18 protein-coding genes are annotated in these 16723 nt (G+C 72.0%); 11 read left to right on the forward strand and 7 right to left on the reverse strand.

The genetic code is table 11. The features are described 5' to 3' along the window. Positions 1 to 916 (reverse strand): DUF222 domain-containing protein (locus E1262_RS26290; protein WP_132107239.1); only part of this gene is annotated, 916 nt, incomplete at its 3' end. Positions 917 to 1135: 219 nt separating this feature from the next. Here E1262_RS26290 and E1262_RS26295 point away from each other — a divergent pair. Next, the gene (locus tag E1262_RS26295) at positions 1136 to 2026 is read left to right on the forward strand and encodes a Rossmann-like and DUF2520 domain-containing protein (protein WP_238993060.1); all 891 of its coding nucleotides are present in this window, start codon (positions 1136 to 1138) and stop codon (positions 2024 to 2026) included. Here E1262_RS26295 and E1262_RS26300 read toward each other — a convergent pair whose 3' ends face one another. The 3 genes from E1262_RS26300 to E1262_RS26310 are packed head-to-tail and all read right to left on the reverse strand — an operon-like array spanning position 2027 to position 4618. Further along, the gene (locus E1262_RS26300; protein ID WP_132107243.1) at positions 2027 to 3019 is read right to left on the reverse strand and encodes an ABC transporter ATP-binding protein; all 993 of its coding nucleotides are present in this window, start codon (positions 3017 to 3019) and stop codon (positions 2027 to 2029) included. Next, positions 3016 to 3831, reverse strand: coding sequence for an ABC transporter permease (locus E1262_RS26305; protein WP_203454470.1), 816 nt, complete (start codon positions 3829 to 3831; stop codon positions 3016 to 3018). The genes E1262_RS26300 and E1262_RS26305 overlap by 4 nt, the downstream gene beginning before the upstream one ends. Next, a complete protein-coding gene (locus E1262_RS26310; RefSeq protein WP_132107244.1) occupies positions 3824 to 4618 on the reverse strand; it encodes an ABC transporter permease in 795 nt (264 codons plus the stop codon). The genes E1262_RS26305 and E1262_RS26310 overlap by 8 nt, the downstream gene beginning before the upstream one ends. 109 nt (positions 4619 to 4727) lie before the next feature. Between E1262_RS26310 and E1262_RS26315 the strand changes: the two genes are divergently transcribed. The 6 genes from E1262_RS26315 (at position 4728) to E1262_RS26340 (ending at position 10723) form a co-directional block, all read left to right on the forward strand. Beyond that, complete coding sequence (locus E1262_RS26315) at positions 4728 to 5375, forward strand: hypothetical protein (RefSeq protein ID WP_132107246.1); 648 nt, start codon at positions 4728 to 4730, stop codon at positions 5373 to 5375. Beyond that, positions 5369 to 6382, forward strand: a complete 1014-nt coding sequence (locus E1262_RS26320; protein ID WP_132107248.1) for a hypothetical protein — start codon at positions 5369 to 5371, stop codon at positions 6380 to 6382. Before E1262_RS26315 ends, E1262_RS26320 begins: the two co-directional genes overlap by 7 nt. Before the next feature lie 38 nt (positions 6383 to 6420). Continuing rightward, complete coding sequence (gene panC, locus E1262_RS26325) at positions 6421 to 7299, forward strand: pantoate--beta-alanine ligase (protein WP_132107250.1); 879 nt, start codon at positions 6421 to 6423, stop codon at positions 7297 to 7299. Positions 7300 to 7326: 27 nt separating this feature from the next. Then, positions 7327 to 8982 carry an L-aspartate oxidase gene (locus E1262_RS26330; protein WP_132107252.1) on the forward strand — a complete coding sequence of 552 codons (1656 nt, stop codon included), beginning with the start codon at positions 7327 to 7329 and terminating at the stop codon, positions 8980 to 8982. A gap of 2 nt (positions 8983 to 8984) precedes the next feature. Then, positions 8985 to 9875, forward strand: a complete 891-nt coding sequence (gene nadC, locus E1262_RS26335) for a carboxylating nicotinate-nucleotide diphosphorylase (RefSeq protein ID WP_132107254.1) — start codon at positions 8985 to 8987, stop codon at positions 9873 to 9875. Between the two features lie 65 nt (positions 9876 to 9940). After that, positions 9941 to 10723, forward strand: coding sequence for a type III pantothenate kinase (locus E1262_RS26340; RefSeq protein WP_132107256.1), 783 nt, complete (start codon positions 9941 to 9943; stop codon positions 10721 to 10723). Between the two features lie 25 nt (positions 10724 to 10748). Here E1262_RS26340 and E1262_RS26345 read toward each other — a convergent pair whose 3' ends face one another. After that, entirely contained in the window at positions 10749 to 11657 is a 909-nt protein-coding gene (locus tag E1262_RS26345) for an RNA polymerase sigma-70 factor (protein WP_203454472.1), read from the reverse strand. A 70-nt stretch (positions 11658 to 11727) separates the two neighbouring features. Here E1262_RS26345 and E1262_RS26350 point away from each other — a divergent pair, with 70 nt between their 5' ends. Continuing rightward, a complete protein-coding gene (locus E1262_RS26350; protein WP_132107258.1) occupies positions 11728 to 12663 on the forward strand; it encodes an NAD-dependent epimerase/dehydratase family protein in 936 nt (311 codons plus the stop codon). 7 nt (positions 12664 to 12670) lie between these two features. On the opposite strand, the gene E1262_RS26355 is transcribed toward E1262_RS26350, so the two are convergent. Next, on the reverse strand, positions 12671 to 13003 hold the full coding sequence (locus E1262_RS26355; protein WP_132107260.1) for an STAS domain-containing protein: 333 nt from the start codon (positions 13001 to 13003) through the stop codon (positions 12671 to 12673). Between the two features lie 223 nt (positions 13004 to 13226). Here E1262_RS26355 and lysS point away from each other — a divergent pair, with 223 nt between their 5' ends. From lysS to E1262_RS26370, 3 genes are all read left to right on the forward strand, one after another. Beyond that, complete coding sequence (lysS, locus tag E1262_RS26360; RefSeq protein WP_420810561.1) at positions 13227 to 14732, forward strand: lysine--tRNA ligase; 1506 nt, start codon at positions 13227 to 13229, stop codon at positions 14730 to 14732. Continuing rightward, entirely contained in the window at positions 14729 to 15316 is a 588-nt protein-coding gene (locus tag E1262_RS26365) for an amino-acid N-acetyltransferase (protein ID WP_132107262.1), read from the forward strand. The genes lysS and E1262_RS26365 overlap by 4 nt, the downstream gene beginning before the upstream one ends. Before the next feature lie 76 nt (positions 15317 to 15392). Next, complete coding sequence (locus E1262_RS26370) at positions 15393 to 15728, forward strand: histone-like nucleoid-structuring protein Lsr2 (RefSeq protein WP_132107292.1); 336 nt, start codon at positions 15393 to 15395, stop codon at positions 15726 to 15728. A 115-nt stretch (positions 15729 to 15843) separates the two neighbouring features. Here E1262_RS26370 and E1262_RS26375 read toward each other — a convergent pair whose 3' ends face one another. Next, the gene (locus tag E1262_RS26375) at positions 15844 to 16695 is read right to left on the reverse strand and encodes a fumarylacetoacetate hydrolase family protein (protein WP_132107265.1); all 852 of its coding nucleotides are present in this window, start codon (positions 16693 to 16695) and stop codon (positions 15844 to 15846) included. Between the last annotated feature and the right edge of the window lie 28 nt (positions 16696 to 16723).

Raw genomic sequence — 16723 nt, forward strand, 5'->3', positions numbered from 1 at the left:
GGGCGTCGCCGGACGTGGGGTGCGTGATCCGGGGGCCTGCGTGGCCGGCAGGGCTGCTCGCGCGGCCGGTCGTGCGGCTGGCGGTGGCTTGGTCGGCTGCGTGGCAGGTCGGGCCGGTGGCGGTGTCGGTGCAGGCGGTGAGGAAGGCCCAGCCCAGGTCGGCGAGCGCGTCCGTGCGGCGCTGGTCCTGCGTGCGGGCCGGGCGGCCGGCCGCGGCGTCGGCGCGCTTGGCATCCGCCGCGGCGGCGTTCAACGCGGTGTTCAGGGCGATCGCGTCTTCGGCCGGCAGCGACGCCTCCAGATGCGTCATGCCATCCGACGCCGGCGTCACCGCGACGTAGCGGCGGTCGCGAGCGTTCTCGTGCCGTTCCGCGGTCTGCACCGGGGCGAGTTCGTGCAGCAGCAGTTTGATCAGTTTGCGTAGTGCGACCGAGTCCAGGAACGGCGCCTTCGGCAGCACCGCCGCCTCCACCCGCACCCGAACATCGGGGTCCTGCCCACCCAGCTCGTCGGTGATCACGCGCGCCCGCCGCAGATCGATCACCCCAGAGGCGAGCGCGGCGTGAGTGTCGGGGAAGTCCTCCACCAACTGCACCGCATGGCCGACCTGGTTCTCCGCCTGCCGGGTGGTCAGTTGGCAGCGTCCGGCGATCTCGACGGCAGTGTTGGTGACCGGGTTCACCGACCGATACCCCGTGTGATCGGGGCGCATCTGCGGCCGCGACGCGAGCTCGGCCGACGCGGCCGCCTCACCCGCGGCGGCCCACGCGGCTAGCCGGGCCCAGCCCCCGATCGTCTCCACCAGATCAGGCGCGTCCGCCGCCGACGGGTCCACAAGCGCCAGCCGCGCGGCCAGTTCCGGGCCGGCCGGCACCTCGCCGATGTCGGTGATCGTGGGGCGGGTTCGCCGGTGCACAGCTCCCGCAGCAGCACCGGGTCGACGTCGTCGACCGAGTCATACGGCCACGCCACCGTCCACTCCGCCAGCGGGTCGACACCCGGTGACGGAGCAGTCAGCAGCGCTTCTTCGAACATGCGGCCAACTCTAACCGGCCCCACCGACAGCGTCGGTTCGACGAGCGTGAACCGCAGCGGGACGCACGCTGAGCGGCGTGGTTGATCTAGCCTGGTCGCTGTGACGGAGGAACGGCCGGCGCGACTCGACGTCGGTGTCGTCGGCACCGGGCGGGTGGGCGCGGCGCTCGGCGCGGCGCTGGCGCGGGCCGGCCACCACGTGGTCGCCGGGTACGGCGTCTCGCTCACCAGCCGCACCCGAGCCGGCGCGCTGCTGCCCGACGTGCCGCTGGTCGAGGTGCCGCAGGTGTTCGCCCGCGCCGGGCTGGTGCTGCTCGCCGTCCCCGACGATGCGTTGCCCGCGCTGGTCGAGGGGCTGGCCGCCACCGGCACCATCCGGCCTGGGCAGCTCGTGGCGCACACCAGCGGCCGGTACGGCGTGGGCGTGCTCGACCCCGCGACGAAGGCGGGTGCGCTGCCGCTGGCGCTGCACCCGGCGATGACGTTCACCGGCACGTCGGTGGACCTCCAGCGGCTGTCCGGCGCGACGTTCGGCATCACGGCGCCTGAGCCGCTCTGGCCGGTCGCCGAGGCGCTCGTCGTCGAGATGGGCGCCGAGCCGATCCGCATCGCCGAGCAGCACCGCGCGCTCTACCACGCGGCGCTGACGCACGGGGCGAACCATTTGGTCACGCTGGTCAACGAGGCGATGGACCTGCTGCGCTCCACCGGCGTGGCCGAGCCCGACAAGGTGCTGGCGCCGCTGCTCTCCGCGGCCCTGGACAACAGCCTGCGTCAGGGCGACGACGCGCTCACCGGGCCGGTCTCGCGCGGCGACGCCGGCACCGTCGCCAGTCACCTCGCCGAGATCGCCGCTGCCCGCCCCGAGTCGGTGAGCACCTACGTGGCGCTGGCCCGGCGCACCGCCGGGCGGGCGCTGGCCGCCGGACGGCTCAAGGCCGGCGACGCCGAGGCGCTGCTCGACGTGCTCGCGGAGCCGCCGGCGCCGTGATCACGGCACGCGGCCGTCGCCGGTGACCTGGGCCAAGTAGAGGCGGCGCACGACGTCCTCGATGTCGGGCTCCTCGATGGCGAGGTCGCGCACCTGGCCGTGGCGGCCGACCGCCTCCAGGATCGCGCCCGCCGTCGTCCGCTCCGGGGTGAACGCCAGCCGGTGCCGCAGCCCGTCCGACTCGACGGCGACGCGGCGGGTTCCGTCGATGGCACCGAGGTCGGGCACCGGTTCGACCAGGTCGACGACCATGACGCGTTCCGCGCCGACCTGTGCGCTCAGGCCGGGCAGCGTCCCGTCGTAGACGAGCCGGCCGTGGTCGACCACCAGGATGCGGTTGGTGAGCCGCTGCACGTCGTCCATGTCGTGCGTCGTGAGCAGCAAGGTCGTGCCGTGCAGCGTGCGTTGCTCGGCGAGGAAGACCCGCAGCCGCTCCTTGCTCAGCACGTCCAGCCCGATGGTCGGCTCGTCGAGGATCAGCAGCCGGGGCGAGTGCAGCAGCGCGGCCGCGATCTCGCCCCGGATCCGCTGGCCGAGCGAGAGCTGCCGCACCGGCGTCGCCAGGAACGCGCCGAGGTCCAGCCGGTCGACCAGCTCGTCGCGGCGGGCCGGCCAGGTCGCGTCCGGCAGCCGGTGGATGGCCGCGAGCGCGCGGAACGACTCGGCCAGTGGCAGGTCCCACCAGAGCTGGCTGCGCTGGCCGAACACGACGCCGATCTGCCGGGCCAGCTCGCGGCGCCGGCGCACCGGGTCCAGCCCGCAGGTGCGCACCGTCCCCGCCGTCGGGACCAGGATCCCGGTGAGCATCTTGATGGTCGTGGACTTCCCGGCCCCGTTCGCCCCGATGTACCCGACGGCGGCGCCCTCGGCGAGGTCGAAGGTCAGGCCGTCGACAGCGGCGACGACGGTGCGCGCGCGGCGCAGCCGGCCGGCCGGGCTGCGGACGACGAACTCGCGGCGCAGGTCGCGTACCTGGATGATCGGCTCGGTCATGATCCCGTCCCGGTGTAGTGGCGAAGGCCGGCCCGCCAGCCGGTCAGGGCGACGGCCCAGATGACGACGGCGGCCAGCGGCGCGCACCAGCCCAGCCACTGCGGCGTGCCCGCCGGACCCGGCAGGTCCAGCAGCACGAGCACCGGCAGGTAGGCGGTGAACGCGGCCGGCACGACGAACGTGAACAGCAGCCGCATCGGCAGGCTGAAGATGCTGGCCGGATAGTTCGCCGCGTAGGAGCCGCCGTAGGTGAACGAGCTGGTGAACTCCGCGCCCTCGACCAGCCAGAACTGCACGGCCGCCGCGCAGACGAACAGCGCGGCGAAGACGGCGGTCGCGGTCAGCGGCGTGAGCACGAGCAGCGCGACCTTGCCAGCCGTCCAGTCGATGTCGTTGAGCGGCAGCGCCACGACGAGCACCGCGACGGCGACGGCGACCCGGCCGAGCCGGCGGAGCGAGACATCGCTGGTGATCAGCTGCGCCAACACGGGCAGCGGGCGGAGCAGGAACGCGTCCAGCGTCCCCTCGCGCAGGTACACCGGCAGGTGGTCGGCGTGCCCGACGAGCAGGTCGGCCACGCTGAAGCCGAGGTTGGCCAGCGCGAACAGCAGCGCGGCGGCGGCGAAGTCCAGCTCGCCGAGCACGTCGACGTTGGCGAACAGGATGTACACCTCGGCGAACTCCACCAGCCCGATGCCGACACTGCCCAGCACGTCGGACACGAACGAGCGCCGGTAGGCCGTCTGCGAGCGCATCCGCGAACCGAGTAGGACCCGGTACGGCCGCCAGCGGCCGGCCGATCGATCAGCCACCCTGCACCACCAGCTTCCGGGCGCCGCGCGCGAACACCAGCCGGCCCAGCAGCAGGACGCCGGCCAGCCACGCCGCCTGGACGGCCAGCACGCCGAGCGCCGCCGTACCTTCGGCCCGCCCGGTGATGACGTCGACCGGCGCCTGCAGGATCGACGGGAACGGCGTCAGCGCGGCCAGCGTGGCCAGCCGGTCCGGGAACCAATGCACCGGGATCACCAGGCCGGACAGAACGCTCATACCGACGATGTGCAGGGTGAGCAGCCCGCGCAGCTCGATCAGCCAGAACGCCGCCAGGTTCACCAGCCACCAGCTCGCGAACGACACCGAGACCCCCAGCACGACGCTCACCAGTCCGAGGAGGTACGGCAGGGGCGTCGTCGGCAGCGCCAGCCCGGTGACCAGCGCGCCGGCCAGCAGTGGCGGTGCGCCACGCGGAATGAACTGGTGGATGGCCCGGCCGAGGAACCCGGCGAGGTAGGCGAACTGCGGGTCGAGCGGACGGGCGAGGTCGACGGCGATGTCGCCGTCGCGGATGCGCAGCGCCAGCTCGTTCCACTGGAACACGTTCACCGGGGCGACCAGAGCCTGCACGACCCACGCGTAGGTGGCGCCGGCGAGCGCGTCGTAGCCGGCCAGCGTGCCGCCCGCCGCGCCGATCGCGCCGACGGTGATGGACGCCTTGATCAGTCCGAAGACGGTGTTCGTGAAGGCGCCGGCCGCGGTCGCCAGCCGGTACGTCGACCACCGGCGGAACCCGAGAATGACGAGGGTGGCGAACAGGCGCACAGTCGCCGTACGGTACTCGGCCCCCGTACCGCTGTCACGGGATTTTGTGTTACCTTGCGCCCGGGCACACGCAAACCGTCCGTATCCGGTCCGCGAGGAGCGATAGCGCGTGCTTGCCCATCCACCGCGACGCTTCCGCGCGACCCTTCTGACGCTCTGCGCCGGCGTGCTGACGCTCGCCGGGTGCGGTGAGAGCGGCGGCGAGGAGCCCACCGGCCTCGACGAGGCGACCACCTCCGCCACGACCACGCCCACTGCGACGGACGAGGCGACGGCGACCGACGAGCCGACCGAGGCCGGCCCGACCGAGCACGCCTTCCCCGAGGCGGGTGTCACCATCGTCACGCCGCCGCCGTCCGGACCTGCCGAGGCGGCCGCGCTGGCCACGTACGTCGAGTTCGCCCGCGAGTGGCGGTGGTCACTGGGCGAGGTGCGGCTCAGCGAGCAGCTCGCCGGGCTGGCCGCCGCGCCGGTCGTCGACGGTGTCGAGAGCTCGCTGGAGTACCAGGTCGACAACGGCATCCGCTACGGCGGCCAGATGGTCATCACGCCTGTCGTCGAGGAGAGCAGCGACACCCTGGTGGTGCTCGGCGGATGCGTCGACGGCTCCGAGGTCGTGCTGATCGATGACGGCGAGGAGCGGGCTCCCGACGGCGTCGACCAGCACCCGGTCATCCCCATGCACGCCGTGCTGGCCAACGACGGCGGCGGCTGGCGAGTCAACGAGAACACACTCGACGAGGACGAATCATGCTGAACCGACTCCCGATGGTCCGGCGCGCCGCTCTCGGCCTGGCGCCCGCCCTGCTCATTGCGACCGGCCTGACGGCGGCCGCGGTCCCGCCGGCGGCGGCCGACCCGGCGCCGCGGTGCGGCATCGGCAGCTGCGACGACGAGGACGGCGGCTCGACGCCCGGCGCCGAGGACGGCGCCATCAACATCACCGTCTGGGGGTCGGGGACCACCTCCGGCGACGAGGGCTACGAGATCCCGGCCGAAACGGTCACCGTGCTGCCGCCGTGCCGCTACATCCAGGGTCAGACCGGCAAGGAGTACTACGAGTGGATCCAGAAGTACGGCAACGGGCGCGACCCCGACGGCAACCCGATCCCGCCGTACCCCAACTACGAGCAGTACAAGGACGACACCGAGGGCCGCTGGTGGGGCGGCATGTGCTCCAGCGAGGACTACGACGGTGACATCAGCGAGTTCATCGAGTACTCCGACGAGTGGTTCGACGAGCACCCGGGCGTCTACGTCCGGCCGGGTGAGCCGGTCCCCGTCCCGCCGATCCCGCCGCGGCTGCTCATGGAGGTCGCCTACGACGAGCTGACGCTGCCCGACCCGCAGATCGGCTGGAACCCGCGGCGCGACGGCGACGGCGCCACCGTCGTCAATGTGCCCACCTGGCTGTGGCTGGACGACGGCCCGGTGGAGCTGGAGGTGCACGCCGCGGCCGGCGACAACGAGGCCCGCGTCGACGCGACGCTGAGCGGGATGAACTTCTCCGCCAGCAACGCCGCGCCGGTCGCCTGCGACGGCCACGGCGTCGCCTGGACATCCGGCGCGACCTCCGATTGCGCGCTGACGTTCACCCGGTCCAGCGCCCACCTCGCCGGCGGTGTCTCGACCGTGCTGGCGGAGAGCCGGTGGAGCATCGAGTGGTTCGCCAACGGCGAGCCGCAGGGCCCGCTCGACCCGCAGACCACGTCGGCCACGTTCGACCTGCCGGTCGCGGAGGTGCAGACGATCGTCACCCGGTGAGGCCGGTGTGACGAGAGCGGCACGCTGCAAACTGGCGCATGCACGGCCCGACACGTCAGAGTGTGACCGTGACCGACCCGATCGTCGCCCGCACCCGCGACGAGCTCGCCGAGGCGCTGTCGCGCGGAGAGAACGAGAGCGCCGTCGTCATGACGATGGGCGCGTTGCACGAGGGACACCGCGCCCTCATGCGCGCGGCCCGCGACGAGGTCGGCACCGGCGGCACGGTGATCGTGACGGTCTTCGTGAACCCGCTGCAGTTCGGCCCCGGCGAGGACTTCGACCGCTACCCGCGCACGTTCGACGCCGACCGCGCCATGTGCGCCGACGAAGGTGTGGACGTCGTGTTCGCGCCGGCCACGGACGAGCTGTACCCGCACGGCGAGCCGCAGGTCACTGTCGCGCCCGGGCCGCTGGGCGCCGAGCTCGAGGGCGCGGTGCGGCCGGGCCACTTCTCCGGCGTACTGACTGTGGTCGCGAAGCTGCTCAACCTCACCGTGCCCAGCTACGCGCTGTTCGGCGAGAAGGACTACCAGCAGCTCACTCTGGTCCGCCGCATGGTGGCCGACCTGGAGCTGCCGTACGAGATCGTCGGCGTGCCCACGGTGCGCGAGGCGGACGGGCTGGCGCTGTCCAGCCGCAACCGCTACCTCTCGGCCGGCGAGCGGACGGCGGCGCTGGTGCTCTCGCGGGCGCTGCTGGCGGGCGCGGACGCCGCAGCGGGCGGGCCCGACGCCGTCCTCGCCGCCGCCCGGGCCGAGCTCGACCGCGAGCCGGACGCCGTCGCCGTCGACTACCTGGAGCTGCGCGCCGCCGACCTCGCACCCGACCCGCGGCACGGCCCGGCCCGGCTGCTGGTCGCCGCCCGCGCCGGCGCCACCCGGCTGATCGACAACATCGCCGTCGACCTGCCCTGACGCACCCGGGGCGTAGGCTCTTGCGGCGTGACCGGAGTACGCATCCCCCGCCGACTGCGCACCGAGGACCCCGGCTGGACGGTGTCCGCCGACGTCGTCGTGGTCGGCAGCGGCATCGCCGGGCTGACCACGGCGCTCGAGGCCCGCAAGGCCGGCCGGGTCCTGCTGGTGACCAAGACCCGGCTGTCCGACAGCGCCACCGCGTGGGCCCAGGGCGGCATCGCCGCGGCGCTCGACCCAGAGGACAGCCCCGAGCAGCATCTGCGCGACACTCTCGTCGCCGGTGTCGGCCTGTGCGACGAGGACGCCGTCCGCACGCTGGTCACCGAGGGACCACGGCGGGTCCGCGAGCTGGTCGAGCTGGGTGCGGAGTTCGAGCTGGCCGCCGACGGCTCCATCGCGCTGACCCGCGAGGGTGGCCACCGCCGCGACCGCATCGCGCACTCCGGCGGCGACCAGACCGGCAAGGAGATCTCGCGGGCGCTGCTCGACGCGCTGGCCGCGGTCCGCGAGGACCCGCAGATCGAGGTCGTCGAGCACGCGCTGGTCACCGACGTCCTCACCGACGCCACGGGTCACGCCTGCGGCGTCGTGCTGCACGTCATCGGCGCCGGCAGCACCAGCGGCGTCGGCGCGGCGCTCGGCCGGGCGGTCGTGCTGGCCACCGGCGGGCTCGGCCAGGTCTACGCGTCCACCACCAACCCGCCGGTCTCCACCGGCGACGGCGTCGCGGCGGCGCTGCGGGCCGGCGCGCAGGTGGCCGACCTCGAGTTCGTCCAGTTCCACCCGACGGTGCTGTGGCTCGGCCGGTCGGCGAAGGGGCAGCAGCCGCTCATCTCCGAGGCGGTCCGCGGCGAGGGCGCCGTCCTTCGCGACGTCGAGGGCCGCCGGTTCATGAAGGGCCGGCACGAGCTGGCCGAGCTGGCCCCGCGCGACGTCGTCGCCAAGGGCGTCATGACGGCGATGGCCGAGACCGGCGCCGAGCACGTCTGGCTGGACGCCCGGCACCTCGGCGGGGCGTTCCTGGAAGAGCGGTTCCCCACCATCGTCGCCCGCTGCCGCTCGTACGGCATCGACCCGGCCACCGACCTCGTGCCCGTCGCGCCGGCCCAGCACTACGCCAGCGGCGGCGTGCGCACCGACCGTCGCGGCCGCACCAGCGTTCCCGGTCTGTACGCGTGCGGCGAGGCCTCCTGCACCGGCGTGCACGGCGCCAACCGGCTCGCGTCGAACTCGCTGCTCGAAGGGCTCGTCTGGGGGCATCGCATCGCCGAGGACCTCGCGGCGTCGCTGGGCGACGCGCGCCCCGGCGACCCGGTCGAGCGCAGCGGGCCGGTCGGCTTGCTCGACGCCGACGCGCGCCCGTTCGTCCAGTCCGCGATGACGGCCGGCGCCGGTGTGCTGCGCTCGGAGTCGTCGTTGACGACGCTCGCGGCCCGGCTCGCGAGTCTCGCCGCCGAGCCCGTTGCGGACGGAATGACACCGGATTCGTGGGAGACGACCAATCTGCACACCGTGGCCGTTACGCTCGGTCGGCATGCCGCCATGCGGGAAGAGACGCGTGGCGGTCATTGGCGTGAGGACTTCCCGGACCGGGACGACGCTCGCTGGCGCGGCCACCTGGTCAGCGTCGTGGACCCGGACGGCGTCCTCATGACGACATATGAGCCCATGAAGGAGTAACGATGAGTTTGCCCGAGCCCGTGACACTCGCGCTGAGCGAGGCGGGTCTCGATCCCCGATACGTCGAGGACTTGGTCCGGGCCACCCTGGAGGAGGACCTCGGTGGCGGCGAAGACGTCACCACCGCCGCGACGGTGCCCGCCGACCAGCGGGCCGCCGCCGTGCTCGGAGTCCGCGAGGCCGGCGTGCTCGCCGGGCTCCCGGTGGCCGAGGCGGTCTTCGCGGCCACCGACGCCGGCGTCGAGATCGAGCGGCACACCGCCGACGGCGCCGAGGTCCAGGCTGGCGCGAAGGTGCTGACGGTGCACGGCCGCACGCGCCAGCTGCTGCTGGCCGAGCGGACCGCGCTGAACCTCGCCAGCCGGCTGTCCGGCATCGCCACGGCCACCCGGGCCTGGGTCGACGCGCTGGCCGGCACGTCCGCCGCCGTTCGCGACACCCGCAAGACCACGCCGCTGCTCCGCCCGCTGGAGAAGTACGCGGTGCGGGTGGGCGGCGGGGTCAACCACCGGTCGACGCTGTCCGAGTCGGCGCTGATCAAGGACAACCACATCGCCGCGGCCGGCGGCATCACCGCGGCGTTCCAGGCGGTCCGGCGGGCCTATCCGGACATCCCGGTCGAGATCGAGGTCGACGACGTCGACGGCGCCCGCGAGGCGGTCGAGGCCGGTGCCGATCTGGTGCTGCTGGACAACTTCGGCGTCGACGACGTGCTCGAGGCCGTGAAGGTGGTGGACGGACGGGCCCGGCTCGAGGTCAGTGGCGGGCTGACGCTGGCGCAAGCCGGCGCGTACGCCGCCACCGGCGTCGACTACCTGTCCACCGGCGCCCTGACCCACTCCGTCCAGGCGCTGGACCTCGGCCTCGACGTGGTCGCCGTCGAGGCGGAGTAGACCCAAGGCCGACCGCAAGGTCCCGGGCGACGGCCAGTCCCACAAGGGAAAGGCAATGAGGCACAATGCTGCTGGCGATCGACGTCGGTAACACCGAGACCGTCATCGGGCTGCTCGACGGTCTCGAGGTGCGGCACCACTGGCGCGTGGCCACCGTCGCCACGCGCACCACCGACGAGATCATGGCGCTGCTGCGCGGACTGTTCGCGGGGACCGACGAGCCGGTCGACGGTGTCGCCATCTGCTCGACGGTCCCCGTGGTGCAGCGCGAGATGCGATGGCTCACGCAGCGCTACTACGCCGACGTGCCGTCACTGCTGGTGGAACCCGGCGTGAAGACCGGCGTGCCGATCCTGATGGACAACCCGCGCGAGGTCGGCACCGACCGCATCGTCAACGCCCTTGCCGCCATGCACCGGTACGGCACCGGACGGCCGTGCATCATCGTCGACTTCGGCACCGCCACGACGTTCGACGTGGTCTCGGCGCGGGGCGAGTACATCGGCGGCGCGATCGCCCCCGGCATCGACGTGTCGCTGGAGGCGCTGCGCAACGCCGCGGCCCAGCTGCGCCGGGTCGAGCTGGTCCGGCCCCGGTCGGTCATCGCCAAGAACACGGTCGAGGCGCTGCAGTCCGGCGCACTGTACGGCTTCAGCGCCCAGGTCGACGGCGTCGTCACCCGCATGGCGACGGAGCTGGGGGTGGGGCTCGACGGTGTCACGGTGATCGGGACGGGTGGGCTGGCGCCGCTGGTGCTCGACGAGTCGACCACGATCCAGCACCACGAGCCCTGGCTGACGCTGATGGGCCTGCGGCTGGTGTTCGACCGCAACCACCCCGCCGCCTGACGTGGATGGCCCCGGCACACGGGCCTCATCGGCTGCCGAGCAGCGCGTTGAGGTCGCCGACCGGGCCCAGGTGGTGCAGCTTGTCGGGGTTGATCTGGTTATGCACGCCGACGACCCGGCCGTCGGCGATGGTCAGCGACAGCACGCCCAGCACGGCGCCGTCGGCGGCGGAGACGCGGGCACCGCGCTGGCCGTTCACCGTCACCGGCTCCATGACGACGCCCAGCTGGGCGCCGGTGCGGCCCAGATTGGCCAGGAAACGGGCCACCTGCAGCGTGCCGGTCAGCGGCCTCCGCACCGCCGCGGTCTTGCCGCCGCCGTCGCCGTGGAACACGACCTCCTCGGCGAGCAGGTGCTCCAACGCGGCGACGTCGCCGTCGCGCACGGCGGCGAAGAACGCGCGGGCCAGCGCGTCGCGGCGGTCGCGCGACGCCTCGAACCGGGGCCGCCGCTCCTCGATGTGCTTGCGGGCGCGGGTCATCAGCTGCCGGCAGTTGGCCTCGGTGCGCTCCACGATCGCGGCGATCTCGTCGTAGCCGTAGCCGAACACCTCGCGCAGCAGGAACACCGCCCGCTCCACCGGCGAAAGCGTCTCGAGCACCACGAGGAACGCCGTCGACAGCGTCTCGGTCTCCTCGACCCGCCGGGCGGGGTCGTCATCGCTGGTCAGCAGCGGCTCCGGCAACCACGGCCCGACGTACTGCTCGCGCCGGTGCCGGGCCGAGCGCAGCGCGTCGATGGCCAGCCGGGTGGTGACGGTGGTGGCGTACGCCTCGGGGGAGTCCGCGCGGGTGCCCGACTCGGCCGCGCGGTGCATGCGCAGGAACGCCTCCTGCACGACGTCCTCGGCCTCACTGACGCTGCCCAGCATGCGGTAGGCCACCGAGAACATCAGCGGCCGCAGGTCGTCGTGGGCGACCGCGAGATCGGTCACGCGCCGATCCTGTCACAGGACGGCGGGTGTCCACGTCGGAGGGGGCAGGACACGAGACGAGGAGAAGGACATGCGAGTCTTCCTGGCCGGCGCCACCGGCGCCGTGGGACGGTCACTGGTCCCGATGCTGGTCGAGACCGGACACGAGGTGACCGGCAGCACCCGGTCGGAGTCCAAGCTGGCCGAGCTGCGCGCCGCCGGCGCCGAGGGCGTGGTGATGGACGGTCTCGACGCCGGCAGCGTCATGGCTGCCGTCCGCGCGGCCCGCCCGGACGTCGTCGTCCACCAGCAGACCGCGCTGAGCGCGGGCATGGGTGACATGAGGCGGTTCGACGAGGGATTCGCGGTCACCAACCGGCTGCGCACCGAGGGCACCGACCACCTGATGGCCGCGGCCCTGGCCGCCGGGGCGACCCGGTTCGTGGCGCAGAGCTTCACGGGCTGGCCGAACGCGCGCAGCGGCGGATCCGTGAAGACCGAGGACGACCCGCTGGAACCGAACCCGCCGGCCGCGTGCCGCGAGTCGCTGCGAGCCATCCAGTACGTGGAGCGGGTCACGACCACCACGCCCGGCATCGACGGGCTGGCCCTGCGTTACGGCGGCTTCTACGGCCGCGGCACCGGGCTGACCGGCGACGAGGTCCCCGGCCTGCTGCGCAAGCGGCGCTTCCCGATCGTCGGCGGCGGCACCGCGGTGTGGTCGGTCATCCACATCGACGACGCCGCGCGCGCCACGCTCGCGGCGATCGAGGGCGGCGCGCCCGGCGTCTACAACATCGTCGACGACGACCCCGCGCCGGCCGCGGAGGTCATCACGACGCTGGCCGCCGCGCTCGGCGCGAAGCCGCCACGGCGGATCCCCGTGTGGCTGGCCCGGCCGCTCATCGGCGAGTTCGGCGTGACGTTCATGACCACGCTGCGCGGCGCGTCCAATGCCAAGGCCAGGCGCGAGCTCGGCTGGAGGCCCGACCACCCGAGCTGGCGGCAGGGCTTCTCCGAGCGCTGACGGTTCGTCAGCCGGGCTTCGGCGGGCTGTGCTCGACGAACGACCAGCCGTTCGCCTCGATCGCCCGGTGCGCCGGCCCGCTGACGGCGGCGAACGACACCTGGAACCCCGCCGACTGACCGCGCGACGACAGCTCGCGCAGGAACTCGATGGCGGCGTCGGTCATGCCGGTGACCCGGTGCATGTCGACGACCACGTGGTCGAGCGCGTTCAGCTGCTCCAGGCGGTCGACCTCGTCGATGGCCGGGCCGAAGGCGTCGTCGGGATCGGTGCCGACCTCGCCGGAGAGGAATACGACGATCTCACGGGCGCCACGGTCGACGACTTCCACTGTGCTCATCGACCTCACCTCCACACCCAGCGTGACAGTCCGCGGTATCGGCGGCAACCAATCCGTGCCTGCCCGCCTGGCCGCGAACGGCCGGGACGGCGCACCGCGTGGTTTCCCTTCCCTCGTGGGACTCGCCGCCGCCTGCGACCTGGCGGTCCGCCTCTGGCTGAGTTTCCTTTCCCTCGTGGGACTCGCCGCCGCCTGCGACCTGGCGGTCCGCCTCTGGCTAGGCTTGGCCCTCATGAGTGGACTGCCGCCGACCGACGATCAGGATTTGCCCGAACAGATGCGCATCCGGCGCGAGAAGCGCGCCGAGTTGCTGGCGTCGGGCGAGCCGCCGTATCGTCTCGGATTCCCGCGCAGCCACACCTTCGCCGCGCTCCGGGCGGCTTATCCCGACTTGCCCGCCGGTACCGAAACCGGCGACCGCGCATCCGTCGCCGGCCGGGTGATCTTCCTGCGCAACACCGGCAAACTCTGCTTTGCCCGGCTGCGCGAAGGCGACGGCACCGAACTGCAGGTCATGCTCTCGCTCGACCGCGTCGGCGAGGAGAACCTGGCCTCGTGGAAGCACTTGGTCGACATCGGCGATCACGTCGGCGTCGAAGGTGAGGTCATCGTCAGTAAGCGCGGCGAGCTGTCGGTGACGGCCGACCGCTGGACCATGCTTTCCAAGGCGCTGCGCCCGCTGCCGGTGGCGCACAAGGATTTGAATGAGGAAACCCGGGTCCGGCAGCGTTACGTCGACCTCATCGTCAATCCGGACGCGCGGACCATGGTGCGAACTCGCGCCACCGTCACGCGGTCGGTGCGAGAAACGTTGCATCGGCACGGCTACATCGAGGTCGAGACGCCGGTTCTGCAGCTGATCCACGGCGGCGCGGCGGCGCGTCCATTCCAGACGCACCTGAATGCGTTCGACATTCCGATGACGTTGCGCATCGCCCTGGAGCTGTACCTCAAGCGGGCCATCGTCGGTGGCGTCGACAAGGTCTACGAGATCGGTCGCATTTTTCGAAACGAGGGTATCGATTCCACACACAGCCCCGAGTTCACGATGCTCGAGGCCTACGCGGCGTACGGTGACTATGACACGATGGCCGAGCTCACCCGCGATCTGGTGGTCGACGCCGCGCGCGCCATCGGTACCACCGTCGTGCCCGACGGCCGTGGCGGCGAGATCGACCTCGAGGCGCCCTGGCGGCACGTCACCCTGCACGGGGCCGTCTCACAGGCCGTCGGCGAGCACGTCACCATCGACACTCCGGTCGAGCGGTTGCGCGAGCTGGCCGAGAAGCACGAGGTCGGGCTGGATCCGACGTGGGGCCATGGCGAGGTCGTGCTCGAGCTGTTCGAGAAGCTGGCCGAGCACACGTTCCTGATGCCCACGTTCATCCGCGACTATCCAGAGGAGGTCCGGCCGCTGGCCCGGCCGCACCGCGACGACCCGCGGCTCACCGAGGCGTGGGACCTCGTCATCCGCGGCGTCGAGATGGGCGTGGCGTACTCCGAGTTGGTCGACCCCGTGGTGCAGCGGGAGCGGCTGACGGCGCAGTCGCTCAAGGCCGCCGCCGGCGATCCCGAGGCCATGCAACTGGACGAGGACTTCCTGCGGGCCCTCGAATACGGCATGCCGCCCACCGGTGGCATGGGACTGGGAATCGACCGGCTGATGATCCTGCTCACCGACTCGGGCATTCGTGAGACGATCTTGTTCCCGCTGGTGAAGCCGGAATGACGCCACCGGCCGATATCGAGCCGGATCAGAGCTTTCGGGTGCGGCGGGCGCGTACCGCCGATGTACGGCACATCCGTGGCCTGCTCGACGGATACGCGGCACAGCGGATCCTGCTATCCAAAGAGACTGTCACCCTCTATGAGGACATCCAGGAGTTCTGGGTGGCCGAAACGGTTTCGGACGGTGTGCCGGGCACTGTAGTCGGTTGTGGTGCGTTGCACGTCATGTGGGAGGATCTGGCGGAGGTCCGTACCCTCGCCGTCGCACCGGAATGGCGCCGGCATGGTGTCGGGCACGCGCTGCTCTCCCGTTTGCTGCGGGTGGCCGAAGAACTCGGCGTCGTACGGGTGTTCTGCCTCACGTTCGAGGTCGACTTCTTCGCCGGGCATGGATTCGAGCGAGTGGAAGGCACGCCGGTAGACACCGACGTCTACGCACAGTTGTTGCGCTCGGCCGACGAAGGAGTTGCCGAGTTCCTCGACCTCGACCGGGTCAAGCCGAATACTCTGGGTAACGTGCGGATGCTTCGTCGAATGAGCAGCACCTCACAAAACGACCGCGACGACTCGCGGCAGACGAATTGAAAATCAGTGTTCCGGGGCGTAACAATAGTGATGTCACACTAATCTTCGAGTGCACCCCCCGCAGGAAGGACCAACGATGGCGCAAAAGGTTCAGGTGATTCTGCTCGACGATCTCGATGGCGGTGAAGCCACCGAGACCGTGAGCTTCGCCTTGGACGGAGCCACGTACGAGATCGATCTGTCGGCCAAGAACGCCGGCAAGCTCCGCGACGCCCTGGCACCGTATGTCGCCTCGGCTCGCCGGGCGTCGGCCCGGCGGGGGCGCGGACGAGCCGCGAACACCGGCGGGCGGGCCAGCCGCACCGACACGACGGCCATCCGTGAATGGGCTCGCGACCAGGGGCTGAAGGTATCCGACCGGGGTCGCATCCCGTCCGACATCCTGGCGAAGTACGAGTCCGCTCACGGGTGATGACAAAGTCGTCAACGCATCACCGCGGAGATGTGCACGGCGGATTGACGCGGGAAGGGGCCGGCGCCTGGTTCAGGCGACCGGCCCCTCGCGTGTCCGGGGAACGGGAGAAAGGTCAGGCGTCGGCGAAGACCTGGCGCTGCCGGCCGAGCCCGTCGATCTCCAACTCCACGACGTCGCCGGCCCGCAGGTAGGGCTGGCCGGGCATGCCCATCGCCACACCGGCCGGGGTGCCGGTGTTCACCAGGTCGCCCGGCTCGAGCACCATGAACTGGCTCAGGTACCAGACGACGTACCCGATGCCGAAGATCAGGTCGGCCGTGGTGCCGTCCTGCCGCTTCTCGCCGTTCACCCACAGCCGCAGTCCCAGCTTGCCGGGGTCGTCGACCTCGTCGGCCGGCACCAGCCACGGGCCCAGTGGGTTGAACGTCTCACACGACTTGCCCTTGTCCCACTGTCCGCCGCGCTCGAGTTGGAACTCGCGCTCGGAGACGTCGTTGGAGATGACGTAGCCGGCGACGACGTCGAGCGCGTCCTCGGGGGAGTCCAGGTACCGCGCCTCCTTGCCGATGACGACGCCCAGCTCGACCTCCCAGTCGGTCTTCACGCTGCCGCGCGGTACCAGCACGGTGTCGTTCGGCCCGACGACGGTGTTCGGCGCCTTCATGAAGATGATCGGCTCCGGCGGGATCGCCGCGCCGGTCTCCGCGGCATGGTCGCGGTAGTTCAGCCCGATGCACACGACCTTGCCCGGCCGGGCGATCGGCGCGCCGATGCGTCCATCCTCGCCCGGCAGCTGCGGCAGGCCGCCCTCGGCCAGCGCTGCGCGGGCCCGCGCGAGCCCATCGCCGGCCAGGAACGCGCCGTCGATGTCGCCGGTGACCGAGCTCAGGTCGTACACGGTGCCGTCGTCGCCGCGGACGGCGGGTCGCTCTGCGCCCCGGTCACCGATGCGCATCAGTTGCATGTCGTCTCCTCGCGATGAAGTGGTGTGC

Source organism: Jiangella aurantiaca, from assembly GCF_004349105.1.
GTDB classification, from domain to species: Bacteria; Actinomycetota; Actinomycetes; order Jiangellales; family Jiangellaceae; genus Jiangella; species Jiangella aurantiaca.

Coding starts and splice junctions, on each gene's coding strand:
- E1262_RS26375 (WP_132107265.1), bottom strand. CDS start 16,695: ATGCAACTGATGCGCATCGGTGACCGGGGCGCAGAGCGACCCGCCGTC.
- E1262_RS26365 (WP_132107262.1), top strand. CDS start 14,729: ATGACGCCACCGGCCGATATCGAGCCGGATCAGAGCTTTCGGGTGCGG.
- E1262_RS26350 (WP_132107258.1), top strand. CDS start 11,728: ATGCGAGTCTTCCTGGCCGGCGCCACCGGCGCCGTGGGACGGTCACTG.
- E1262_RS26370 (WP_132107292.1), top strand. CDS start 15,393: ATGGCGCAAAAGGTTCAGGTGATTCTGCTCGACGATCTCGATGGCGGT.
- E1262_RS26300 (WP_132107243.1), bottom strand. CDS start 3,019: ATGACCGAGCCGATCATCCAGGTACGCGACCTGCGCCGCGAGTTCGTC.
- E1262_RS26355 (WP_132107260.1), bottom strand. CDS start 13,003: ATGAGCACAGTGGAAGTCGTCGACCGTGGCGCCCGTGAGATCGTCGTA.
- E1262_RS26320 (WP_132107248.1), top strand. CDS start 5,369: ATGCTGAACCGACTCCCGATGGTCCGGCGCGCCGCTCTCGGCCTGGCG.
- panC (WP_132107250.1), top strand. CDS start 6,421: ATGCACGGCCCGACACGTCAGAGTGTGACCGTGACCGACCCGATCGTC.
- nadC (WP_132107254.1), top strand. CDS start 8,985: ATGAGTTTGCCCGAGCCCGTGACACTCGCGCTGAGCGAGGCGGGTCTC.
- E1262_RS26340 (WP_132107256.1), top strand. CDS start 9,941: ATGCTGCTGGCGATCGACGTCGGTAACACCGAGACCGTCATCGGGCTG.